Genomic DNA, 14820 nt, shown 5'->3' on the forward strand with positions numbered 1-14820 from the left:
GTGCCTGGCGGCGGTGGCGCTGAAGATTCCCGAGACCCACCCGCCCCAGGCGCGCAGCCATTCCCTCGCGGCGGCCTTCATCGCCTATGGGCACCTGGCGCTGCGGCCACGGGCGCTGGGCTACATCCTCTGCATGGGGTCGTGCTTCGCCGGGATGTTCGCCTTCATCACGGCCTCGCCCTTCGTCTACATCGGCCACTTCGGCGTCTCGCCCCAGGGGTATGGCTGGCTGTTCGGCCTGAACATCGCCGGGATCATCGTCGCCACCGCCGCCAATGCGCGCCTGGTGGGGCGGCTGGGGCCGCGCCGGTTGCTGTTCCTCGGTGCGCTGGTGGCGGCGACGGCGGGGAGCGCGCTGGCGTTGCTGGTCACGCTCGGCCTGGGCGGGCTGCCGGCGATCGTCGTTTGCGTGGTGCTCTACGTCAGCGTCACCGGAATGCTCGGCGCCAACTGCCTGGCCTCGCTGCTCGCCGAGTTCCCCCAGCGGGCTGGCGCGGCGGCGGGACTGGCGGTGGCGACCCAGTTCGGCCTGGGCACGGCGGCCAGCGCGCTGGTGGGCAGCTTCTACGACGGTACGCCGCTGCCGATGGCGCTGGTGATGGGCGGCTGCGGAGCCGGTTGCCTGGTGGCGGCCACGTTCGCCCGTCGCTGAGCCCGCCGGCTAGGTCGGGCTCCTGCTCGGGTGGCGTGCCAGCCACAGGCAGTAGCCGAGCAGCAGCGTGCCCCCCAGGGCCAGCACCGGCGGGGCGCCGAGGTGCGAGGCGAGCAGGCCGGCCGCGAGGCCGCCCAGGGCGTCGAAGCCGAAGCGGGTGGAGGTGTAGAGCGCCACGACGCGGCCGCGCAAGGCTTCCGGGGCGCTGCTCTGCAGGATGATGTTGGTGCCGACGTTGCTGCAGGAGATGCCGAAGCCGAGCACCGCCATGGCCGCCAGCGACAGCGGCAGGTGGCTGTTCCAGGCGAAGACCAGCATGGCCAGGCCGCAGGCGGTGGAGGAGAGCAGGATCAGCCGCGACAGGGCGCTGCCGCCGACGTGGCTGGCGAGCACGATGCTCGACAGCAGCGAGCCGGCCCCGGCCGCGCCCCAGAGCCAGCCGAGGGTGGTGGCATCGCCGCCGAAGATGTCCTTGGCGAACACCGGCAGCAGCACCACGTAGCTCGATGCGGTGAGGTTCAGGGCCAGCACGCTGAGGATCATCAGGCGGATCTTCGGGTCACCCCGCGCGTAGTCCAGCCCCTCGCCGAAGACGTTGCGGAACGAGCCCGCCGCCCTTGGCGTCGGCGCCATGCGCACCCACAGCAGCCCGGTCATCAAGGCCAGGTAGGACACCGCGTTGAGGGCGAAGCACACCGCCTCGCTGACGAAGCCGAGCAACAGCCCGGCCAGCGGCGGGCCGATGAAGCGCGAGAGGGTGAAGAGCATGGCGTTCAGTGCCAGGGCGTTGGGCAGGTCCGCTCGGTCGTCGACGAACTGGCTGAGCAGCGACTGGCGCAGCGGCGTGTCCACCGCGTTGAGCACGCCGAGCAGGGCGGCCATGGCCACCAGCAGGGTCGGGCCGATCGTCCCGCTCGCGGTGAGCGCCGCCAGGCCCAGGGCCTGCAGGCCGAGCAGGCCTTCGACGACGATCAGCAGGCGGCGCTTGTCGTGGCGGTCGATCCAGGCGCCGGCGAAGGGGCCGACCAGCAATTGCGGCAGCAGGGCGGCGCAGGTGGTGACGCCGAGCAGCGCGGCGGAGCCGGTGAGGCGATAGACCAGCCAGGCCAGCGCCACCTGCTGGATCCAGGTGCCGAGGGTGGAAATGCAATGGCCGGTGAAGTAGAGGCGGAAGTTGCGATGGCGCAGGGCACGCAGGGCGTTGGGCAGCTGGATCATCGAGGGCGTTCGGGCTGGGCTTGGGGGCTGGGTTCTCGCCGGTGAATGCTAAAGCAAAAGATGGATCGTTAATACATTAAGTGTTCGTCGGCGGTGCTTTTGCCGGATACCGGTGATTCGCCATGGAAAGTGCAATCGAGTATCCGGAACGTGCATTTTTTGCCCGGCCCCAGCTCTTCATAATGACCCCCAGGCCACCGCCATGGGCCCTTTCGCCAAGGGGCGCCAGGGCTTCTCCCGAACGGTGGCGACTAACAATAAATAGACTGGGTATCCCGCATGAAAAAGCCAAATCCTCTGCTCGCCGACCTCCGTGCCATCCTGCCCGCCATCGCTGCCAACGCCGCCCGCGCGGAGCAGGAGCGCATGGTGCCCGCCGAGAACATCGCCCTGCTCAAGGGCATCGGCATGCACCGTGCCCTCCAGCCCAAGGCCTATGGCGGCCTGGAGATCTCCCTGCCGGAATTCGCCGACTGCGTGGTCGCCCTGGCCGGCGCCTGCGGGGGCACTGCCTGGGCCTTCAGCCTGCTGTGCACCCACAGCCACCAGCTGGCGATGTTCTCCAAGCGCCTGCAGGACGAGATCTGGGGCGAGAACCCGGACGCCACCGCGAGCAGCAGCATCGCGCCGTTCGGCAAGGCCGAGAACGTCGAGGGCGGCATCATCCTCAACGGCGAGCTGGGCTGGAGCAGCGGTTGCGACCATGCCGAGTGGGCCATCGTCGGCTTCCGCCGGCCGGTGGGCGAGGGCGAGCCGCCGGTCTACTGCTTCGGCGTGGTGCCCCGCGCCGACTACGAGATCCGTGACGACTGGTTCGTCGCCGGCATGCGCAGCAGTGGCACCAAGACGCTGATCCTCAAGGACGTGTTCATCCCCGACCACCGTATCGAAGCGGCCAAGGACATGATGGAAGGCCGCTCCGCCGGCTTCGACCTGTACCCGGACAGCAAGATCTTCTACGCCCCCTATCGCCCGTACTTCGCCAGCGGCTTCGCGGCCATCAGCCTGGGCGTCGCCGAGCGCATGCTGGTGGCCTTCGCCGAGAAGACGAAGAACCGCGTGCGCGCCTACACCGGCGTCAGCGTCGGTACCGCGACCCCGGCGCTGATGCGCCTGGCCGAGTCCACCCACCAGGTCGCCGCTGCCCGCGCCTTCCTGGAGAAGACCTGGCAGGAGCACGCCGAGCACGGTGAGCGCCATCAGTACCCGGACCGCCAGACCCTGGCCTTCTGGCGCACCAACCAGGCCTATGCGGTGAAGATGTGCATCCAGGCGGTGGATCGCCTGTTCGGGGCCGCCGGCGGCACCGCCTGGTTCGAGTCCAACGAGATGCAGCGCCTGTTCCGCGACGCGCACATGACCGGCGCCCACGCCTACACCGACTACGACGTCTGCGCGCAGATCCTCGGACGCGAACTGATGGGCCTCGAACCCGACCCGAGCATGGTCTGACCGGCTCCGCCTCCACCCCGATCGTCCACCTGCCAGCCGGGCGCGAGCCCGGTTGCGAGGATTCGCCATGACCCAACAGAACAATGAAGCGGGCTTCGACCCGCGTGCCTTCCGCCGTGCCCTGGGCAATTTCGCCACCGGAGTGACCGTCATGACCGCTGCCGCCGACGGGCGCCGCGTGGGCATGACCGCCAACAGCTTCAACTCGGTGTCGCTGGACCCGCCGCTGGTGCTTTGGAGCATCGACAAGCGCGCCACCAGCCACGAGGTGTTTTCCCGTGCCGGGCACTTCGCGGTGAACGTGCTGGCCGCCGACCAGATCGACATCTCCAACCAGTTCGCCCGCCCCAGCGAGGACCGCTTCGCCGGGCTGCGGGTGGAGGAGGGCGCCGGGGGGGCTCCGCTGCTGGAGGAGTGTGCCGCGCGCTTTGAGTGCGAGAAGTACCAGGAGCTGGACGGCGGTGATCACTGGATCCTGATCGGCAAGGTCGTCGCCTTCGACGATTTCGGCCGCGCGCCGCTGCTCTATCACCAGGGTGCCTATTCGGCGGTGCTGCCCCATCCGCGTCTGCTGAAGAAGAACGAGGCGGCCACCCGTACCGCCTTCCAGGGGCGCCTCAGCCACAACCTCTACTACCTGATGACCCAGGCGGTGCGCAGCTACCAGGAGGACTACCAGCCGCGGCAGCTCGCCACCGGCCTGCGCACCAGCGAGGCACGCATGCTGATGGTGCTGGAAAAGGACGCCAGCCTGGACATGGCCGCGCTGCAGCAACTGGTGGCGATGCCCACGCGGGAGATCGAGGCGGCGGTGGATACGCTGACCCGCAAGGGCATGCTCTGCGGCGATGCCAGCGGCTGCAGCCTGACCCCGGTGGGCATGGACCAGGCGGAAACCCTCTGGGAGATCGCCGAGCAGCAGCAGGACCGGGTGTTCTCGCGCTTCAGCGAGCAGCAGATCGAGGCTTTCAGGGACGTGCTGCGGGCCATCGCCTGCCTCGGCGAGGGCTGAGCAGGCGGGGCGGCCAGGCGCGCGTCAGACGGCGTCGCGCATGGCGCGCAGGTCCAGGGCGTCCTGGTTCATGCGCTGGATGACGTTGAACAGTTGCTGGCGCAGGGACTCGTCGCCGATTCGGTCGGCGGCGCGCATCACGGCGACGGCGGCGTCCTCGTTGTGGATGGCGACTCTTTCCAGGTTCTTGCGAAAGTCTCGTGTGGCGCGTGTCACGGGTAGGGCCTCGGGGAAAACTGTGCGCAGCCTAGCGGAGGAATGTTGCCGTGAAGTTGCAGCGAGCCGGCCTGGCAAGGGCCTGCAACAGATTCTCCGGCGCAAAAAAAACCGACCTGCAAGAGGTCGGTATTGCCCATATGGGCCTGCCAATCAGAAGCATTCTGCATGCATCCATCTGCCGTTGGATGCAGGGCCATGATCGTGGGATTGGATGACAGTTTCATGTCACGCGTGTGACGTTTTCATTCGAGCGTGGGAAGCCATGTCCTCAGGACGTGGTCATGAGTCATCGGCTCTGCCTGTGAGGATTAAAGCGGAGGACCCGACAGGATCGTAGGGTGTGCCGTGCGCACCGCCGCACGGTGCTTCCGGCGAGTTCCAGGTGCGCGCAGCACACCCTACGCGCGAAGTGAGCGGCGGCTGCATGCTCCGAGGTCTGATTGCGCCCTCCGCCAGGGGAGCAAAAGCAAAGCCACGCTCTAACGTGGTATCGGTCCTGAGGGTAAAGCCCGTCGGTGATGGGACGCCTTCGTGAACCACGGGCAGGCTTCAGGTAGCATCGGCGGCTTCGACGACCCTGGCCCGCTTCGCAATGAACAAAGACGATATTTCGAAATTCGACATCAGCACCCAGCTCACCATGCTCGGCCGCGACCCGGCGGAGCAGTTCGGCTTCGTCAACGCGCCGCTCTACAAGGGCTCGACCATCATCTACAAGACGCTGGACGACATCGAGGCCCGGCGCAGCCGCTTCTCCTACGGCACGGCCGGGTCGCCGACCATCGCCCACCTGGAGGATGCCTGGACCCAGCTGACCGGCGCCGAGGGCACCGTGCTGTCGTCCTCGGGCCTGGGGGCCGTGGCCCTGGCGCTGTTCAGCACCACCAAGGCGGGCGATCACATCCTGGTGCCCGACAGCGTCTACCGGCCCACGCGCAATTTCTGCAACCAGATGCTGGCCCGCTACGGCGTGACCACCACCTACTACGACCCGATGATCGGCGCCGATATCGAACGCCTGATCGGGCCGAACACCAGCACCCTGTTCCTCGAGGCGCCGGGTTCCCAGACCTTCGAGGTGCAGGACATCCCGGCGATGGTCGCGATCGCCCGCCGTCACGGGGTGAAGACCATCCTCGACAACACCTGGGCCACGCCGATCTTCTTCCGTGGCCACGACCACGGCATCGACCTGACCGTGGAGGCCGGCACCAAGTACCTGGGTGGCCATTCCGACATCCTGCTCGGCCTGGTGACGGCCAACCAGGCCTGCTGGCCGGCGTTGCGCGCCACCTACGACTCCATGTCGATGCTGCCCGGTGCTGAGGACTGCGTGCAGGCGCTGCGTGGCATGCGCACGCTGTTCCTGCGGCTCAAGGAAGCGGAACGCCGTGGCCTGGAGCTGGCCCGCTGGCTGAGCGAGCGCCCCGAGGTCTCCCGCGTGCTGCACCCGGCCTTCGAGAGCTGCCCGGGGCACGCCCACTGGAAGCGCGATTTCAAGGGCTCGTCCGGGCTGTTCTCCATCGTGCTGGCGCCCGGCTACAGCCGCGACGGGCTGGCGGCGATGCTCGACAACCTGTCGATCTTCAGCATGGGCTTCTCCTGGGGGGGCTACGAGAGCCTGGTGATCCCCTTCGATTGCCGCACCTACCGCACCGCGACGCACTGGCAGGCGGAAGGTTTCGCCTTGCGGCTGCAGGTCGGCCTGGAGGACATGGACGACCTGAAGGACGACCTGGCGCGCGGCTTCGAGCGTCTGCGCACGGCTGGCTGACCTGGATCAGGACGGGGTGGGCGGCTCAGGTGCCGTTGCGCCCTGGCAGCAACTGGCTATAGGGGGCTTCCGGGCCGGGGCCAGCGGAGCGGCGTAGCAGGCGCACGTCGGTGACCTCGATCCCGCAGTCGGTCAGCCAGTCCTGGATGGCTTCGCTGGAGCGCGAGGGACGGGCCTTGCCGGGGAATTCGAGCGTGTAGATGGAAAAGCCGATGGCCTTGATGTTGGGTATGTCCCGCGTGTTCATCTTCATGTGGCGGGCTTCGCCCTTGAAGCTGTAGCTGATCAACCATTCCATAAGCGCCTGCGGCCCCGCCCCATTCCGTCCTGCACCGGCACGCCGATGACCCCTTGATATCAAGAGCGCAAAACTAGCAGAACCAGCGAGTCAGGCAATGCTAGCCATCTGCTGCAACCCCCGGGCTTGAGCATCCTCGCGACACGGCGACGAAGGGCGCGTGGCGGCATGCAGCGGATGGGCCTTTTTGCGGTCAATCACCTGTCGGTATCCACCTTCAGGGGGTTGTCATGTGCGGAGGCGTCGAGGTGGCGGGTCGCTTCACCGGGAACGGCAGGGCCAGGCGGATCTATTTCCAGAGCCCCGGGGCGGAGCTGCCCGTGGTGCAGCCCGACGGTTCCATCCAATGGATTCCCTGGGGGCGCCGGCCACGGCAGCCCGGCGCCTTGCCCGCCAGCGGCTGGGCGCGGGAGAACTGCATGACGCTGGAGGCCTGGGAGCGCTATCGGCCCCAGGCGGTGAAGATCGCCGTGCAGCGCTATATGGAAAGGGACAGGGCACAGCAGCCGCACTGGTTCGACCTCGTGGCCAGCCAGTGCCTGCAGGGGGTGTTGCTGGAAGCGGAGCGGGAGCGCCGGGTCTATGTGGTGATCGGGCAGCCGCCACCGGGCTGCGAATTCATCCAGGATCGCTGGCCGCTGATTGCGGCCTGAGGGCCTCGGGTCAGTTCTCGACCAGGTGCGTGGTGACCCCTGACACGCCGATCTCCTGGGAGGCGAGCACCTTGTTCTCGAAGGACGAGCCGCCCAGGTTGCGGTCGACCTCGAGCTGCCCACGGTGCTCGGCGATGATGTGCGCCAGGGCCAGCTCCAGCCCCATTTCCTTCTCGGTATGACGTACGCGCAGACTCCTCGGCACGCCCCTGAGCTTGTACTGGATGTCGAAGTAATGCATTGCAGCCTTCCTTGTTGGCGAACCCGGCTTTCACTCACGCAGCGATAGTGCCGCGAGAACCGAGGGCTGCGCCAGTCCGAACCGGTATTTTTCGTCGCCTCGGGTCGTGCCCGCACGCGGGGATGCAGGCAGGCTCGCCTGCGACCAAGGGGTTGGAGCGGCGAGTGGCCCTCCAGGTTCCGGCTCCGTGCAGGGCGGCACGCATGAGGGCTGCCGAGGGTGGTCGTCGGTTCCGGCCTGCTGCGGTTCAGGCACCGCAGGTGCGGGGGCGGAAGCTGCGCCGGTTGGCGATGGCGATGGCGAACTCCTCGTTGAGCACCTTGCTCAGTTGCCTGATGGCCAGCGGGGAGGAGAGTTCGGCCAGGGTCATGCCGTGGAGGGTGATGACGTCCAGGTCGGCGCGGCCGGTGAACTGCAGGGAGAGGGTGCCGCTGTCGAGGCGGGTCGCCTCGCACATGTAGGCGGGCATGTAGAGGGTGAAGAGCTTGCCGATATCGGCCATACCCAGCGTCATATCCGATTCCTCCTTGAAGTGGATGCAAGCTGACCATCGGGTCACGGCTCAGCGTAGGCCAAATCCCGCAGCTGTAAATGCCGTCAGCGTGAGCCGGGTCACGTCGTTGAAAAGGGTATTCGCCCGCTCGGCCAATTTCCCCGTGCAGGCCGCAGCCCGCGCGGATACGGGGTTATGACCAATCGGTCAGGAATCGTCTTTTTCATATGCGCATTTTTTGTATACAACGCGCTAGCCATATGGGGACACTTTTGTTTACATTGCGCCCACAACAACGACAAGAAGTGAGTGCACCTCCTCATGAACAAGCTCTCCCAAGCTACGTCCGTCGCACCACGTCCGGAAGACGAGAACCTTGGCATCGGCGCCAACCTCGCTTATGGATTGCAGCACGTTCTCACCATGTACGGCGGTATCGTTGCCGTCCCCCTGATCCTCGGCCAGGCGGCAGGGCTCAGCCCCTCCGAAATCGGCCTGCTGATCGCCGCCTCGCTGTTCGCCGGCGGCCTCGCGACCCTGCTCCAGACCCTCGGCCTGCCGTTCTTCGGTTGCCAGCTGCCCCTTGTCCAGGGCGTTTCCTTCGCTGGCGTCGCCACCATGATCGCCATCCTCGGCAGCAACAACGGCGAGGGCGGCATCCAGTCCGTCCTCGGGGCGGTGATGGCCGCATCGCTGATCGGCCTGCTGATCACGCCCGTCTTCTCCCGCGTCACCAAGTTCTTCCCGCCGCTGGTCACGGGGGTGGTGATCACCACCATCGGCCTGACGCTCATGCCTGTCGCCGCGCGCTGGGCCATGGGCGGCAACAGCCAGTCGCCCGAGTTCGGCAGCATGACCAACATCGGCCTGGCCGGCATGACCCTGGCCATCGTGCTGCTGCTGAGCAAGATCGGCAGCTCCACCATCTCGCGCCTGTCGATCCTGCTGGCGATGGTGATCGGCACCCTGATCGCCATGGCGCTGGGCCTGACCGACTTCTCCAAGGTCGGCGAGGGGCCGATCTTCGCCCTGCCGTCGCTGCTGCACTTCGGCATGCCGACCTTCCATTTCGCCGCGATCCTGTCGATGTGCATCGTGATCCTGGTGACCCTGGTGGAAACCTCGGCCGACATCCTCGCCGTCGGCGAGATCATCGGCACCAAGGTGGACTCCAAGCGCCTCGGCAACGGCCTGCGCGCCGACATGTTGTCCAGCGTCCTGGCGCCCCTGTTCGGCTCCTTCACCCAGAGCGCCTTCGCCCAGAACGTCGGCCTGGTCGCCGTCACTGGGGTGAAGAGCCGCTACGTGGTCGCCACCGGCGGCCTGATCCTGGTCACCCTGGGCCTGCTGCCGGTCATGGGCCGGGTGGTCGCCGCCGTGCCGACCTCGGTGCTCGGTGGTGCCGGCATCGTGCTCTTCGGCACCGTTGCCGCCAGTGGCATCCGCACCCTGGCCAAGGTCGACTACCGCAACAACATGAACCTGATCATCGTCTCCACCTCCCTCGGCTTCGGCATGATCCCGATCGCCGCGCCGAGCTTCTACGAGCACTTCCCGGCCTGGTTCGAGACCATCTTCCACTCCGGCATCAGCTCGGCGGCGATCATGGCCATCCTGCTGAACCTGGTGTTCAACCGCTTCACCGCCGGCAACCCCGACCAGCCTTCGGTGATTTCCGCCGGCCACGAACGCAGCCTGCGCTACACCGACATCGCCGCGCTGAACGACGGTGACTACTTCCAGAACGGCAAGCTGTACGACGCCGCCGGCAACGAAGTCCCGCTGGCCGATGACGACGATCATGGAAGCCACGCGCCAAGGCCGACGCGCAGCCAGGCCGACGCGGTGCACTGACGCGCCTCCCGAACGAAAGACCCGGCCCCAGTGGCCGGGTCTTTCGTTCGGGGCCCACTGGCCACGCCCCTGCGTGTGGCCCTGCGAATGGGCGACGGAAGAAGGGCGCAGGGAACCCCGGGGGCCTTCCTGCAATCTCTGATAACGCCTTGTAACCGCTGCCCGGGCCATTGCGTTTGACCTGGGCCGGCACCTTCACCAAGCTACGCGCTTCGTCCCAACCGCCCAGGATTGCCCGCGTGACCCAAGCTTTGCGCCACTGGCGCCGAACCCTCTGCTGCCTCCTTCCCCTCGCTGCGCTGCTGGCCGGCTGCGACCAGGGCGAACCCGAGAAGCCGACGCCGCCGGCCAAGGCCACCACCTACCTCGCCGTCGACTGGAGCCAGGTGCCGGCCACGGCCGATGAGGAACTGCTCAATGGCTTCGCCGCCTGGCGTTCGGCCTGCACGCGGCTGGCCAAGGACCCGGTCTGGTCCGCCACGTGCGCCGCCGCCGCGCCGGTGCCGATGGAGGCTGGCGCCGTCCGCGCGTTCATCGGCGCCAACCTCCAGCCCTACAGCCTGCGCTCGGCGGAGAAGGGCGAGCACGGCCTGATCACCGGCTACTACGAGCCCGTCTACCCCGGCCACCTGCAGCGCACCGAGCAGGGCCAGGTGCCGGTCTACGGCGTGCCGGACGACCTCATCGTCGTCGCCCTGGACGAGATCTACCCCGAACTCAAGGGCAAGCGCCTGCGAGGCCGCCTCGAAGGCCGCGTGCTCAAGCCCTACGACGATGCCGCCACCATCCGTGGCCAGGGCGTGAAGGCGCCGGTGCTGGCCTGGCTCAATGACCCGATGGACCTGCAGTTCCTGCAGATCCAGGGTTCCGGGCGCATCCAGCTCGACGACGGCCGCCAGTTGCGTATCGGTTACGCCGACCAGAACGGCCACCCCTATCGTCCCGTCGGTCGCTGGCTGGTGGAACAGGGGCTGCTGCAGAAGGAGGAGGTGAGCATGGGCCGCATCCGCGACTGGGCCGTCGCCAACCCCGGCCGGGTCGACGAGCTGCTGGCCAGCAACCCCAGCTACGTGTTCTTCAGTGCCCGCCCGGACAGCAACGAAGGCCCGCGCGGCTCCCTCAACGTGCCGCTCACCGCCGGCTACAGCGTGGCCATCGACCGCAAGGTGATTCCGCTCGGCAGCCTGCTCTGGCTTTCCACCACCCGCCCGGACGGCGCCCCCGTGGTGCGCCCGGTCGCCGCCCAGGACACCGGTGGCGCCATCGTCGGCGAAGTGCGAGCGGACCTGTTCTGGGGCACCGGAAAGGAGGCCGGCGAACTGGCCGGCAACATGAAGCAGGAAGGGCGTATCTGGATGCTCTGGCCCAAGGGCATGCCGCTGCCGGAGACGCCCTGAGCCCTTGCATGCGAAGCACTCCGGCGCCTCCCTTTGGTCTATAGGTAGCAGGCGACCAAGCGCTGACCGCGAAGGAGGAACTCCGTGAACCGCATCATTCCCCATGCCCTGCTGGCCCTGGTGCTTGCAGCCGCGTGGATCGCCCCGGCCCAGGCCCTGACCCTGCGTTGCAGCAAGGGCCTGGTGCTGCAGGAGGACAGCCTGGAGGACGTGCTGCGCAAGTGCGGTGAGCCGGACAAGCGCGTGCGCACGCTGCCGGCCCTGCGCAACAACGGGGTGCCCAAGCTCAACGCGGTGACCGTGGACATCTGGACCTACGGCCCGCGCAACGGCATGACCCGCGAGTTGCACTTCATCGAAGGCAAGCTGAAGGAAGTCAGGAGTTCGCGCGACTAGGCGATCGGGCAGGCGCGAGCCGGCCGCGCCACGTAGAATCGCGCCCCTGAATCTTTCTTCGAGGTCGCAAGGTGGAACTACAGCAGGGCTTCGTCCTGACCCGGCACTGGCGCGATACGCCCGCGGGCACGGAAGTGGCGTTCTGGCTGGCCACCGACGATGGCCCCCGCTACCTGCGCCTGGCGCCGCAGACGTCCGTCGCCTTCATCCCCGCCCAGCAGCGCGAACGTGCCGAAGCACTGCTGCGTGACGAACGCGGCGTCGAGCTGCGGCCGCTGGGGCTCTGCGACTTCCGCCATCGCCCGGTGCTCGGCCTGTACTGCCAGCAGCACCGCCAGCTGATCGGCCTGGACAAGGCCCTGCGCCAGGCCGGCGTCGACGTATTCGAAGCCGATATCCGCCCGCCGGAGCGCTACCTGATGGAGCGCTTCATCACCGCGCCGGTGCTGTTCGGCGGCACGCCCGATGCCGAGGGCGCGCTGGTGGACGGGCAGATGAAGCCCGCCCCCGGCTACCGCCCGCGTCTGCGCCTGGTGTCCCTGGACATCGAGACCACCCTCCACGGCGAGCTCTATTCCATCGCCCTGGAAGGCTGCGGCCAGCGCCAGGTCTACATGCTCGGCCCGGCCAACGGCGATGCCGGCGAGGTGGACTTCGCCCTGGAGTACTGCGACGACCGCGCGCAACTGCTCGAACGCCTCAACCAGTGGCTGGTGGAGCACGACCCGGACGCCATCATCGGCTGGAACCTGGTGCAGTTCGACCTGCGCGTGCTCAACGAGCACGCCAGGCGCCTCAAGGTGCCGCTGCGCCTGGGGCGCGGCGGCGAGGCCATGGGCTGGCGCGAGCACGGCAGCCGCAACAACCACTACTTCGCCGAGGCGCCGGGGCGGCTGATCATCGACGGCATCGAGGCGCTGCGCTCGGCCACCTGGAGCTTCCCCTCGTTCAGTCTGGAGAACGTCGCCCAGACCCTGCTCGGCGAAGGCAAGGCCATCGACACCCCCTACCAGCGCATGGACGAGATCAACCGCATGTTCGCCGAGGACAAGCCCGCCCTGGCGCGCTACAACCTCAAGGACTGCGAGCTGGTGACGCGCATCTTCGAGAAGACCGAACTGCTCACCTTCCTTCTCGAACGCGCCACGGTCACCGGCCTGCCTGCCGATCGCAGCGGTGGCTCGGTCGCCGCCTTCTGCCATCTGTACATGCCGCTGATGCACCGCCAGGGCTTCGTCGCGCCCAACCAGGGCGAGCGCATGCCCGAGGCCAGCCCGGGCGGCTTCGTCATGGATTCGCGCCCCGGGCTGTACGAGTCGGTGCTGGTCCTGGACTACAAGAGCCTGTACCCCTCGATCATCCGCACCTTCCTCATCGATCCGGTGGGGCTGGTGGAGGGCCTGCGCCAGCCCGATGACGCGCACTCGGTGCCGGGGTTCCGCGAGGCACGCTTCTCGCGCACGCGGCATTGCCTGCCGTCGATCGTCGAGCGGGTCTGGCAGGGGCGGGAGACGGCCAAGCGCGAGCGCAACCAGCCGCTGTCCCAGGCGCTGAAGATCATCATGAACGCCTTCTACGGGGTGCTCGGCTCCAGCGGCTGCCGCTTCTTCGATCCGCGCCTGGCCTCGTCCATCACCCTGCGCGGCCACGAGATCATGCGCCGCACCCGCGCGCTGATCGAGGCGCAGGGGCACCAGGTGATCTATGGCGATACCGACTCCACCTTCGTCTGGCTGGGCGCTGCCCATGGCGAAGAGGAGGCCGCGGCCATCGGGCGTGCGCTGGTGCAGCGGGTCAACCTGTGGTGGCGCGAGCACCTGCTGGCCGAGTACGGCCTGGAGAGCGCGCTGGAGCTGCAGTACGAGACCCACTACAGGCGCTTCCTGATGCCCACGGTGAGGGGCGCGGAGGAGGGCAGCAAGAAGCGCTACGCCGGGCTGGTGATGCGCGCGGACGGCAGCGAGGAAATGGTCTTCAAGGGGCTGGAGACGGTGCGCACGGACTGGTCGCCGCTGGCCCAGCGCTTCCAGCAGGAGCTGTACCTGCGCATCTTCAACCGCGAGCCCTACCAGGACTACGTGCGCGAGTACGTGCGCCGCACCCTGGCCGGCGAGCTGGACGAGCTGCTGGTCTACCGCAAGCGCCTGCGCCGTCGCCTGGACGACTACGAGCGCAACGTCCCGCCCCATGTGCGCGCTGCGCGCCTGGCCGATGAGTACAACGACAGCCAGGGTCGACCCCGGCAGTACCAGAACGGCGGCTGGATCAGCTACCTGATCACCGTGGCCGGGCCCGAGCCGCTGGAGAACCGTCGTGCCGCCATCGACTACGACCATTACGTCACGCGCCAGCTGCAGCCGGTGGCGGACGCCATCCTGCCCTTCGTCCAGGGCGACTTCAGCCGCCTGATCGACGGCCAGCTCGACCTGTTCTGAGCCTCGCCCGGTCAGTCGGGGAGATTGACCAGGGGGATCGAATCACCGCCCGTGCGGTTCTGCTGGCGTTCCTCCATCCACTCGGCGACCCGTGCGCCGAACTCGGCAGGCACCTTGCGGCCCACGCGGCGGGCGATGTCGAGGATGGTCTGCTGGGCCAGCGCTTCTTCCATGCGCTTCTGCGCCGTCAGCATCACCGCGTGGACCGAACAGGTGCCTTCCAGCGCCCAGTCCGGCGGCGATCCCTCGAACAGCGCGCAACGCCCACGGATGTCGCGGCATTCGAAGATCGACTTGTTGCCATCGATGGCACGGACGATGTCCAGCACCGTGATCTCGTCCGAAGGGCGGGCCAGGCGGAAGCCGCCGCGCACGCCTTCGGTGGCCGCCACCAGCCCGGCCTTGGCCAGCTTGGTGAAGACCTTGGCCAGGTACTCCTGGGGCACGCCCTGGAGCTCGGCCATGTCACGCACGCTGGCTTCACGGCTGTCGCCGCGCTCGTCCACGAGAAAGAGCAGGCAGTGGATGCCGTACTCGACCCCTGCGCTGTAGAGAGACATTCATAACTCCGACTTTTATAGTCGCATATATAGTGCGAGCTGCATTCATTTGCCTCAAGGGAGGCGCCCTGTCCGGCGATGAATGGGAATGCCGTCCGTCGCCGGCCACGCCCGTGGCACAAGGCGGCGAGGGTGGGATCGGGGCGCGTCCTTGAGCGGTGCAGAC

At 67.7% G+C, this 14820-nt stretch carries 15 protein-coding genes; 9 read left to right on the forward strand and 6 right to left on the reverse strand.

Going from position 1 to position 14820, the window contains the following annotated elements; genetic code table 11:
* Positions 1 to 652 (forward strand): MFS transporter (locus DMX10_RS32820; protein ID WP_371921714.1); only part of this gene is annotated, 652 nt, incomplete at its 5' end.
* 9 nt (positions 653 to 661) lie between these two features.
* On the opposite strand, the gene DMX10_RS21025 is transcribed toward DMX10_RS32820, so the two are convergent.
* Positions 662 to 1870, reverse strand: coding sequence for an MFS transporter (locus DMX10_RS21025; protein ID WP_111262890.1), 1209 nt, complete (start codon positions 1868 to 1870; stop codon positions 662 to 664).
* Positions 1871 to 2149: 279 nt separating this feature from the next.
* Here DMX10_RS21025 and DMX10_RS21030 point away from each other — a divergent pair, with 279 nt between their 5' ends.
* Together DMX10_RS21030 and DMX10_RS21035 are read left to right on the forward strand one after the other, a co-directional pair.
* Entirely contained in the window at positions 2150 to 3322 is a 1173-nt protein-coding gene (locus tag DMX10_RS21030) for a p-hydroxyphenylacetate 3-hydroxylase oxygenase component (RefSeq protein WP_111262891.1), read from the forward strand.
* A 67-nt stretch (positions 3323 to 3389) separates the two neighbouring features.
* On the forward strand, positions 3390 to 4334 hold the full coding sequence (locus DMX10_RS21035) for a p-hydroxyphenylacetate 3-hydroxylase reductase component (RefSeq protein ID WP_111262892.1): 945 nt from the start codon (positions 3390 to 3392) through the stop codon (positions 4332 to 4334).
* 24 nt (positions 4335 to 4358) lie between these two features.
* Here the strand turns inward: DMX10_RS21035 and DMX10_RS21040 are convergent, their stop codons facing one another.
* Complete coding sequence (locus DMX10_RS21040; RefSeq protein WP_111262893.1) at positions 4359 to 4550, reverse strand: hypothetical protein; 192 nt, start codon at positions 4548 to 4550, stop codon at positions 4359 to 4361.
* A gap of 595 nt (positions 4551 to 5145) precedes the next feature.
* On the opposite strand from DMX10_RS21040, the gene metC reads away from it, so the two are divergent.
* Positions 5146 to 6327 carry a cystathionine beta-lyase gene (metC, locus tag DMX10_RS21045; protein WP_111262894.1) on the forward strand — a complete coding sequence of 394 codons (1182 nt, stop codon included), beginning with the start codon at positions 5146 to 5148 and terminating at the stop codon, positions 6325 to 6327.
* Positions 6328 to 6352: 25 nt separating this feature from the next.
* Here metC and DMX10_RS21050 read toward each other — a convergent pair whose 3' ends face one another.
* Entirely contained in the window at positions 6353 to 6625 is a 273-nt protein-coding gene (locus DMX10_RS21050; RefSeq protein WP_111262895.1) for a hypothetical protein, read from the reverse strand.
* A gap of 230 nt (positions 6626 to 6855) precedes the next feature.
* On the opposite strand from DMX10_RS21050, the gene DMX10_RS21055 reads away from it, so the two are divergent.
* Complete coding sequence (locus DMX10_RS21055; protein ID WP_111262896.1) at positions 6856 to 7278, forward strand: hypothetical protein; 423 nt, start codon at positions 6856 to 6858, stop codon at positions 7276 to 7278.
* A gap of 10 nt (positions 7279 to 7288) precedes the next feature.
* Here the strand turns inward: DMX10_RS21055 and DMX10_RS21060 are convergent, their stop codons facing one another.
* Positions 7289 to 7519 carry a hypothetical protein gene (locus tag DMX10_RS21060; RefSeq protein WP_111262897.1) on the reverse strand — a complete coding sequence of 77 codons (231 nt, stop codon included), beginning with the start codon at positions 7517 to 7519 and terminating at the stop codon, positions 7289 to 7291.
* 247 nt (positions 7520 to 7766) lie between these two features.
* The gene (locus tag DMX10_RS21065; protein WP_111262898.1) at positions 7767 to 8033 is read right to left on the reverse strand and encodes a hypothetical protein; all 267 of its coding nucleotides are present in this window, start codon (positions 8031 to 8033) and stop codon (positions 7767 to 7769) included.
* A 300-nt stretch (positions 8034 to 8333) separates the two neighbouring features.
* On the opposite strand from DMX10_RS21065, the gene DMX10_RS21070 reads away from it, so the two are divergent.
* From DMX10_RS21070 to DMX10_RS21085, 4 genes are all read left to right on the forward strand, one after another.
* Positions 8334 to 9866: a nucleobase:cation symporter-2 family protein gene (locus DMX10_RS21070; RefSeq protein ID WP_111262899.1), complete on the forward strand. Its 1533-nt coding sequence runs from the start codon at positions 8334 to 8336 to the stop codon at positions 9864 to 9866.
* 239 nt (positions 9867 to 10105) lie between these two features.
* Entirely contained in the window at positions 10106 to 11263 is a 1158-nt protein-coding gene (locus tag DMX10_RS21075; RefSeq protein ID WP_111262900.1) for a murein transglycosylase A, read from the forward strand.
* An 84-nt stretch (positions 11264 to 11347) separates the two neighbouring features.
* Positions 11348 to 11659 (forward strand): DUF2845 domain-containing protein, encoded by a 312-nt coding sequence (locus tag DMX10_RS21080; RefSeq protein ID WP_236206242.1) that lies wholly within the window; start codon positions 11348 to 11350, stop codon positions 11657 to 11659.
* A gap of 71 nt (positions 11660 to 11730) precedes the next feature.
* On the forward strand, positions 11731 to 14094 hold the full coding sequence (locus DMX10_RS21085; RefSeq protein ID WP_111262901.1) for a DNA polymerase II: 2364 nt from the start codon (positions 11731 to 11733) through the stop codon (positions 14092 to 14094).
* Between the two features lie 11 nt (positions 14095 to 14105).
* Here DMX10_RS21085 and DMX10_RS21090 read toward each other — a convergent pair whose 3' ends face one another.
* Positions 14106 to 14654, reverse strand: a complete 549-nt coding sequence (locus tag DMX10_RS21090; protein WP_111262902.1) for an Rrf2 family transcriptional regulator — start codon at positions 14652 to 14654, stop codon at positions 14106 to 14108.
* Between the last annotated feature and the right edge of the window lie 166 nt (positions 14655 to 14820).

Source organism: Pseudomonas sp. 57B-090624, assembly GCF_003234055.1.
Lineage (GTDB): Bacteria > Pseudomonadota > Gammaproteobacteria > Pseudomonadales > Pseudomonadaceae > Metapseudomonas > Metapseudomonas tohonis.

What these genes read in the sequence shown, in the direction of transcription:
- DMX10_RS21060 (WP_111262897.1), bottom strand. Translation starts at nt 7,519, where the DNA reads ATGCATTACTTCGACATCCAGTACAAGCTCAGGGGCGTGCCGAGGAGT.
- DMX10_RS21050 (WP_111262895.1), bottom strand. Translation starts at nt 6,625, where the DNA reads ATGGAATGGTTGATCAGCTACAGCTTCAAGGGCGAAGCCCGCCACATG.
- DMX10_RS21035 (WP_111262892.1), top strand. Translation starts at nt 3,390, where the DNA reads ATGACCCAACAGAACAATGAAGCGGGCTTCGACCCGCGTGCCTTCCGC.
- DMX10_RS21025 (WP_111262890.1), bottom strand. Translation starts at nt 1,870, where the DNA reads ATGATCCAGCTGCCCAACGCCCTGCGTGCCCTGCGCCATCGCAACTTC.
- DMX10_RS21030 (WP_111262891.1), top strand. Translation starts at nt 2,150, where the DNA reads ATGAAAAAGCCAAATCCTCTGCTCGCCGACCTCCGTGCCATCCTGCCC.
- DMX10_RS21055 (WP_111262896.1), top strand. Translation starts at nt 6,856, where the DNA reads ATGTGCGGAGGCGTCGAGGTGGCGGGTCGCTTCACCGGGAACGGCAGG.
- DMX10_RS21090 (WP_111262902.1), bottom strand. Translation starts at nt 14,654, where the DNA reads ATGTCTCTCTACAGCGCAGGGGTCGAGTACGGCATCCACTGCCTGCTC.
- DMX10_RS21065 (WP_111262898.1), bottom strand. Translation starts at nt 8,033, where the DNA reads ATGACGCTGGGTATGGCCGATATCGGCAAGCTCTTCACCCTCTACATG.
- metC (WP_111262894.1), top strand. Translation starts at nt 5,146, where the DNA reads ATGAACAAAGACGATATTTCGAAATTCGACATCAGCACCCAGCTCACC.
- DMX10_RS21070 (WP_111262899.1), top strand. Translation starts at nt 8,334, where the DNA reads ATGAACAAGCTCTCCCAAGCTACGTCCGTCGCACCACGTCCGGAAGAC.